6 protein-coding genes and 1 pseudogene are annotated in these 7,177 nt (G+C 72.3%); 2 read left to right on the forward strand and 5 right to left on the reverse strand.

All coding sequences use genetic code 11. The features are described 5' to 3' along the window. Nucleotides 1-50: 50 nt before the first annotated feature. Nucleotides 51-1,460 carry a type I glutamate--ammonia ligase gene (gene glnA / locus GCU69_RS16070; RefSeq protein WP_098751575.1) on the reverse strand — a complete coding sequence of 470 codons (1,410 nt, stop codon included), beginning with the start codon at nt 1,458-1,460 and terminating at the stop codon, nt 51-53. Nucleotides 1,461-1,816: 356 nt separating this feature from the next. Between glnA and GCU69_RS16075 the strand changes: the two genes are divergently transcribed. Continuing rightward, the gene (locus GCU69_RS16075) at nt 1,817-2,284 is read left to right on the forward strand and encodes an RDD family protein (RefSeq protein ID WP_156206431.1); all 468 of its coding nucleotides are present in this window, start codon (nt 1,817-1,819) and stop codon (nt 2,282-2,284) included. A gap of 538 nt (nt 2,285-2,822) precedes the next feature. Here GCU69_RS16075 and GCU69_RS16080 read toward each other — a convergent pair. The 4 genes from GCU69_RS16080 to lipB form a co-directional block, all read right to left on the reverse strand. Next, nucleotides 2,823-3,518 (reverse strand): DUF4191 domain-containing protein, encoded by a 696-nt coding sequence (locus GCU69_RS16080; RefSeq protein WP_098751574.1) that lies wholly within the window; start codon nt 3,516-3,518, stop codon nt 2,823-2,825. Between the two features lie 10 nt (nt 3,519-3,528). Beyond that, a complete protein-coding gene (locus tag GCU69_RS16085; RefSeq protein WP_098751573.1) occupies nt 3,529-3,738 on the reverse strand; it encodes an SCO2195 family GlnR-regulated protein in 210 nt (69 codons plus the stop codon). Between the two features lie 328 nt (nt 3,739-4,066). Beyond that, the gene (gene lipA, locus GCU69_RS16090) at nt 4,067-5,053 is read right to left on the reverse strand and encodes a lipoyl synthase (RefSeq protein WP_156206432.1); all 987 of its coding nucleotides are present in this window, start codon (nt 5,051-5,053) and stop codon (nt 4,067-4,069) included. Between the two features lie 152 nt (nt 5,054-5,205). Then, nucleotides 5,206-6,072, reverse strand: a complete 867-nt coding sequence (lipB, locus tag GCU69_RS16095) for a lipoyl(octanoyl) transferase LipB (protein ID WP_098751576.1) — start codon at nt 6,070-6,072, stop codon at nt 5,206-5,208. Nucleotides 6,073-6,677: 605 nt separating this feature from the next. On the opposite strand from lipB, the pseudogene GCU69_RS16100 reads away from it, so the two are divergent. Beyond that, nucleotides 6,678-7,177: pseudogene (locus GCU69_RS16100) on the forward strand (regulator); the annotation flags it as partial.

Here is a 7,177-nt window from a genome sequence, read left to right on the forward strand (position 1 = left end):
GCCCTCGGCCGTCGTTCCTGGCGCGCCGTCGTCGCAACGGCGCCCGGGTTTTAGAGGTCGAAGTACATCTCGAACTCGTGCGGGTGCGGCCGCAGCTGGATCGGGGCGATCTCGTTCGTCCGCTTGTAGTCGATCCAGGTCTCGATCAGGTCCGCCGTGAACACGCCGCCCGCCTGGAGGTACTCGTTGTCCGCCTCCAGGGCCTCGAGGACCGCCGGGAGCGACGTCGGGACCTGCGGGACGTTCGCGTGCTCGTCGGGGGCCAGCTCGTAGAGGTCCTTGTCGATCGGCTCGGCCGGCTCGATCTTGTTCTTGACGCCGTCCAGGCCCGCCAGCATCAGCGCGGAGAAGGCCAGGTACGGGTTCGAGGACGGGTCCGGGGCGCGGAACTCGACGCGCTTCGCCTTCGGGTTGGAGCCCGTGATCGGGATGCGCATCGCGGCGGAGCGGTTGCGCTGCGAGTAGACCAGGTTGACCGGCGCCTCGAAGCCCGGGACCAGACGGTGGTAGGAGTTCACCGTCGGGTTGGTGAAGGCCAGCAGCGACGGGGCGTGCTTGAGGATGCCGCCGATGTAGTAGCGGGCGATGTCCGACAGGCCCGCGTAACCCTGCTCGTCGTAGAAGAGGGGGTCGCCGCCGCTCCACAGGGACTGGTGGACGTGCATGCCGGAGCCGTTGTCACCGAAGATCGGCTTGGGCATGAAGGTCGCGGTCTTGCCGTTGCGCCAGGCGACGTTCTTCACGATGTACTTGAAGAGCATCAGGTCGTCGGCCGCGGCCAGCAGCGTGTTGAACTTGTAGTTGATCTCGGCCTGGCCGGCGGTGCCGACCTCGTGGTGCTGGCGCTCGACCTGCAGGCCGGCCTTGTTCAGCTCCAGGGAGATCTCGGCGCGCAGGTCGGCGAAGTGGTCGACCGGCGGGGCCGGGAAGTAGCCGCCCTTGTAACGGACCTTGTAGCCGCGGTTGTCCTCGACCGCACCGGTGTTCCAGGCGCCCGCCTCGGAGTCGATGTGGTAGAAGGACTCGTTCGCGCTGGTCTGGAAGCGGACGCTGTCGAAGACGTAGAACTCCGCCTCGGGGCCGAAGTACGCCGTGTCGGCGATGCCCGTGGACGCGAGGTACGCCTCGGCCTTCTTCGCGATGTTCCGCGGGTCACGGCTGTACTGCTCGCCCGTGATCGGGTCGTGGATGAAGAAGTTGATGTTGAGCGTCTTGTCCCGGCGGAACGGGTCGACACGGGCCGTGGTGAGGTCCGGACGGAGCGCCATGTCCGACTCGTGGATGGCCTGGAAGCCGCGGATGGAGGAGCCGTCGAAGGCCAGCTCCTCCTCGGCGTCGAAGACCTCGGCCGGGATCGTGAAGTGCTGCATCACGCCGGGCAGGTCGCAGAAGCGGACATCGACGAACTTGACGTCCTCATCCGCGATGAACTTCTTCGCATCGTCGGCGTTCTGGAACATGCAACTCCTCCTAGGCCCGCCGTCCGGGTGGGGCGGGATTGCCTCGGGCGCGGCCAGTGCGGTGGCACGCTCGCTCGACCATAGGTTTGAGGCATTTCCCGAGCGTGACCCATTTGTTTCACCGAGGTTAACCGGCGCGGGGGCGGGCGCGCCCGTCGAAACGTGCCCGTGGCCCGGTCGTGCGGCCGGCGGACGCCGACGCCGTGCCGCACGAACGTATGCGGTCCGTACGCCCGGCCGCCCCGCGGACCGCACCGGCGCGGTGCCCGGTCCGCCCCGGTACGGCATGCTACGCCCGGTGCGCCCGGCTCCGGGCCGGTCCGGGCCCGCGCCGGCGGCCGCAGTACCGTGGACGGGTGGAGAACAGGCAGGCAATCGGATCGTGGCTCTCCGGCCCCCGCGCGGCGGCCGAGGACATGGGTGTGGACTTCGGGTACCGCGGACAGCGCCTCGGGCTGCCCGAGGCGGGGCCCGGCTCCGTCGCGGGAGTGGGCCGCCGGCTGGGCGCGCTGTTCGCGGACTGGGCGCTGTGCGTCCTGATCGCGTACGGCCTGCTGTCCGGCGGCGACCTCCGGGCGACGAACAACTGGGCGCTGGCCGTCTTCGCGCTGCTGAGCGTGCTCACCGTGGGGACGGTCGGCAGCACGCCCGGGAAGCGCGTGCTGGGGCTCCGGGTGGTCTCCGCGGACGGCGAGCGGCTGACCTTCGTACGGGCCCTGGCGCGCACCGTGCTGCTGGTGCTGGTCGTCCCGGCGATCGTCTGGGACCGGGACGGGCGCGGACTGCACGACCGGCTGACGGGGGCCGTACAGGTACGGATCTGAGCCGTACCGGTACGGATCCGGGCGGGCCGGTACGGATCCGGGCGGGCCGGTACGGACCCCGGCGGGCGGTACGGACCCGCGGCACGGACCCGTACCGCGGGCCGGAGGGCTCGCCGGCGGCCGTTCATCCACTCCGCGTTCGCCGGTGGCCGGTCACCCGACCGTGCAGCGCGGGGCGCGGCGGGCCGCCCGCCCCGTGCACGGGCGGGGATGCGCCCGGTGCACAGGCCGCGGGGATCGTCCCGCGCACAGGCCGGGGCATCGCCCCGTGGCACAGGCCCGGCATTCACCCCGTGGGCCCGGCATTCAGCCCGTGCGCGAAGGCCCGGGACCAAGCGGTCCCGGGCCTTCGAAGTTCCGTGCGGTGCACGACGGCGGCGCGGTGCGGCGGGCGCGGTGGGGCCGCACGGTGCTAGCCGCAGCCGACCGGGCGCGCCGTCTCCGGCCACGGCGCGGAACGCCCCGCCCCACCGGCGACGGTGGCGGGCCGACCGGCGGTGCCGTGCGCGGCCCGCCCGCCGGGGCCGGGGCGTGCGCGTCAGCGCATCTTGCCGCCGCCCTTGGGCATCCGCATGCCCTTGGGCATCGGGCCCTTCGGCATCGGCATGTTGCTCATCAGGTCGCCCATCGCCCGCAGCCGGTCGTTGACCGCGGTGACCTGCGGGCCGGAGACCACCCGGGGCAGCTTGAGCAGGTGGGTGCGGAGCCTCTTCAGCGGCACCTGGTCCTCGCCGTTGCCCACGACCACGTCGTGGACCGGCACGTCGGAGACGATGCGGGCCATCTTCCGCTTCTCGGACGCGAGCAGGCTCTTGAGCCGGTTCGGGTTGCCCTCGGCGACCAGCACGATGCCGGCCTTGCCGACGGCCCGGTGGACGACGTCCTGGTTGCGGTTCATCGCCACCGCGGGGGTGACGGTCCAGCCGCGCTTCATGTTCTCCAGCACCGCGGCCGCGGCTCCCGGCTGGCCCTCCATCTGCCCGAAGGCGGCACGTTCGGCCCGCCGCCCGAAGACGATGGCCATCGCGAGGAAGGCCAGCAGGAAGCCAAGAATGCCCAGGTAGACCGGGTGCCCGATCAGGAAGCCGATCGCGAGGAGGACACCGAAGGTGACGATTCCCACAGCCGCGAGGACGAGCCCGACCTTGGAGTCGGCCCGCCTGGTCATCTTGTAGGTCAGGGCGATCTGCTTGAGCCGCCCGGGGTTCTCGGTGTTGTTTTCCTGCCTCGCCATGCCATCGAGTTTACGTGGCCGTACCCGCGCCGGTCGCCACGGCCTCCAGTACGTGCTCGGCCTCGTGCCGGTCCCTGGCCCGGCGGCGGTCCTCCAGGACCGCGTTCCAGGCGTTGCGGCGGGCTGTGCGCTGGCCACCGCGCATCAGTACGGCCTCGACGGCGCGCAGTGCGTCGGTGACGGACGGGATCGCGGTGGCGCGTACGGGAGCGGCCTGCATGTCCGATTCCCCTCGGAGCGATGTCACGGGACAGGGGTGCGAGCGGTGCGGGGAGGCGCCGCGGGCACGGGCGGCGGCAGGCGCGGACACGGACGCGGGTACCAACGCGCCCACCGCTGCCGTGTGCTTGTGCGGTGCGTGAATCCAGCGTCACTGATAGGTGTTACCAGGGCATGACGGCCCGGTCAAACCCAGCGGAACAAGGTTGCGGGCCGTACGAACCACGCCGGCGGCATGGCCCGTACGGCCCGTGAATTTGCGGCAGGGAAGGTTCCCGTGAGCCCCGCGAGCCCCGTCGTACGAAGTCCCGGTGAGCCCGTGCGGGCCCTCAGACCGCCTGCGGGGTCACAGCGGCACCGCCCGGCGCGGCGGCACCGCGCTCCGGGGCCTCGCCGCGCTTCTCCTTGGCCTGTGCGTAGAGCCGCCCGGCCCGGTACGAGGACCGCACCAGCGGGCCGGACATGACACCGGCGAAGCCGATCTCCTCGGCCTCCTCCTGGAGCTCCACGAACTCCTGCGGCTTGACCCAGCGCTCCACCGGGTGGTGGCGCGGCGACGGCCGCAGGTACTGGGTGATCGTGATGAGCTCGCAGCCCGCGTCGTGCAGGTCCTGGAGGGCCTGGCTGATCTCCTCGCGCTCCTCGCCCATCCCGAGGATGAGGTTGGACTTGGTGACCAGACCGGCCTCGCGGGCCCGGGTGATGACCTCCAGGGAGCGCTCGTAGCGGAAGGCGGGGCGGATCCGCTTGAAGATCCGGGGCACGGTCTCGACGTTGTGCGCGAGCACCTCGGGGCGCGAGGAGAAGACCTCGGCGAGCTGCTCCGGGACCGCGTTGAAGTCGGGGATCAGCAGCTCGACGCCGGTGTCCGGCATCAGCGTGTGGATCTGCCGGACGGTCTCGGCGTACAGCCAGGCGCCGCCGTCGTCCAGGTCGTCCCGGGCCACGCCGGTGATCGTCGCGTACTTCAGCTCCATGGAGCGCACGGACTCGGCCACCCGGCGCGGCTCGTCCAGGTCCAGCGCCTGCGGCTTGCCCGTGTCGATCTGGCAGAAGTCACAGCGCCGGGTGCACTGGTCACCGCCGATGAGGAAGGTGGCCTCGCGGTCCTCCCAGCACTCGTAGATGTTGGGACAGCCGGCCTCCTGGCACACCGTGTGCAGGCCCTCGCGCTTCACCAGGCTCTGGAGTTCGGTGTACTCGGGGCCCATCTTCGCCCGGGTCTTGATCCACTCGGGCTTGCGCTCGATGGGGGTCTGGCTGTTCCGGACCTCCAGGCGCAGCATCTTGCGGCCGTCGGGTGCGACTGCGGACACGTCCGGCACTCCCCTTTGCTTACGCTTTCGATTCTTCGGCGAACTTCAGGGTACGCCCTTGATTTCCTCGGCCGCGGACCGCGGGGGTCGCCCCGGTGCCACAGCCGTACCGCGCATGCGGGCCAACCCCGGACGGCCGGGGCCCATTCCCGTCAGATGACGCGGGGGAGCGGCTCGGCCTCTTCCAGGACCTCGCGCAGATGCTTCTCCACGACCGGCACCACCTCGGTGACCGGCACCGGGCGGCCCAGCTCCGCGGAGAGCGAGGCGATGCCCGCGTCCCGGATGCCGCACGGCACGATGCGGTCGAAGGCGGTGTTGTCCGGATCGCAGTTCAGCGAGAAGCCGTGCATCGTGACGCCCTTGGCGACGCGGATGCCGATCGCGGCCAGCTTGCGGTCCTCGCCGCGCTGTCCGGCGTTCGACGGCGCGTACTCCGGGCCCGCGAGCCGCGCGTCGAACTCCCCGTCGTCCTCCGCACCGGACCCGGTCAGGCCCGCGCCGCCGGTCCCGGCGGCGAAGTCCAGCGAGAGCCCGCCGAGCGACGGCCGCTCCGCGACCGGGTCGCCGAGCACCCAGACACCGCTGCGGCCCTCGACGCGGGTGGTCTCCAGACCGAACTCGGCGCAGGTCCGGATCAGCGCGTCCTCCAGCCGCCGCACGTGCGCGACGACGTCGACGGGGCGCGGCAGCTTCAGGATCGGATAGCCCACGAGCTGGCCCGGCCCGTGCCAGGTGATCTTCCCGCCGCGGTCGACGTCGACGACCGGGGTCCCGTCCAGCGGGCGCTCGCTGTCCTCGGTGCGCCGGCCGGCGGTGTAGACGGGCTGGTGCTCCAGCAGCAGGCAGGTGTCCGGGATCTCGTCGGCGAACCGGGCCGCGTGCACCCGGCGCTGCTCCTCCCAGCCGGCCAGATACTCCACGGCGTTCTCACCGAAGCCCAGGTGCACGAAGCGCAGGCCTTCACGCGCCCCGGGAGCGGCGGGAGAACTGGCAGGGGCACTCGCGCTGGTACTCACGGGGGCACTCACGGCGGCTCCTCTTCGAACATCGGCAGGGCGCGTCTCGCGTCCACCAGCCACTGTACGACCGAACGGCTGTGCCCCCGCGAGCGGCCGGGGCGGAGCGGGCCGGGGAGGCCCGGTGGGGGGCGGAGGCGGTCCGGTGGAGGTCCGGGCGGCGGTCCGCGGGCAGACCCGTGGCGGGCCGGTGGCGGGCCGGTGGTCTCCGGCGGAATCCGGTGCCCGGCGGGCCGGGTCGTCCGGCGGAGGCCGGTGGCGGACCGGGTCGTGCGGCGGAGGCCGACGGTGAGGCGGCGGTGGGCCGTGTGGCCCGTGGCGGGCCCGCGGTGGGTCGGCAGTGCGCCGGAGACGGTCCCGGGGGAGGCCGGTGGCGGTGCGGCGCCGGGCCGGCCGGTTCACGGCACGGACCGGGGGCGCGCACCGTTATGTGCACGCTCTGCTCACACGATCGGATGAATGCGGGGTCAGATCGGTCGGGACGGCCGCCGGGGCCGATAAATTCTCGCCGGTCCAACGAGGGCGACCGGGTGAGCGGCGGGGCTCATCAGGCCCCGTCGCGCCCTCCGCCTCTCGGGTCCGGAAGGCAGGAGACCGCACAGCTGATGACGGATCGACCCTCCCCAGAGGAGCGTGACGGGGCAACCCAGCCGCGCGTCCCCAACCGCCGCCTCGCCGCGCTCATCTCCGAAGCGGGGTTCTCCAACGCGGGGCTCGCCCGCCGGGTCGACCAGCTCGGCCTCGAGCACGGCCTCGATCTGAGATACGACAAGACGTCCGTGACCCGCTGGCTGCGCGGCCAGCAGCCCCGCGGCACGACCCCCGCGCTGATCGCCGAGGTGTTCACCCGCCGGCTCGGACGCAGGCTCTCCGCGCAGGACCTCGGCCTGGACGCCTGCGCGCCCGTCTACGCCGGCCTGGAGTTCGCGGCCAGCCCCGCCGAGGCGGTGGACATCGTCAGCGGACTGTGGCGGAAGGACTCCGGCAGCCACGCCGAACTCCGCAAGATCGCCTTCACCCCGGCGGGGCTCGTGGTGCCCAGCCGCGACTGGCTGATCGGACGGGCCGACGAGCGGGTCTCCCGGGGCGTCGATCCGCTGGAGGC

The sequence above is a fragment of the Streptomyces lycii genome (genome assembly GCF_009735685.1).
Lineage (GTDB): Bacteria > Actinomycetota > Actinomycetes > Streptomycetales > Streptomycetaceae > Streptomyces > Streptomyces lycii.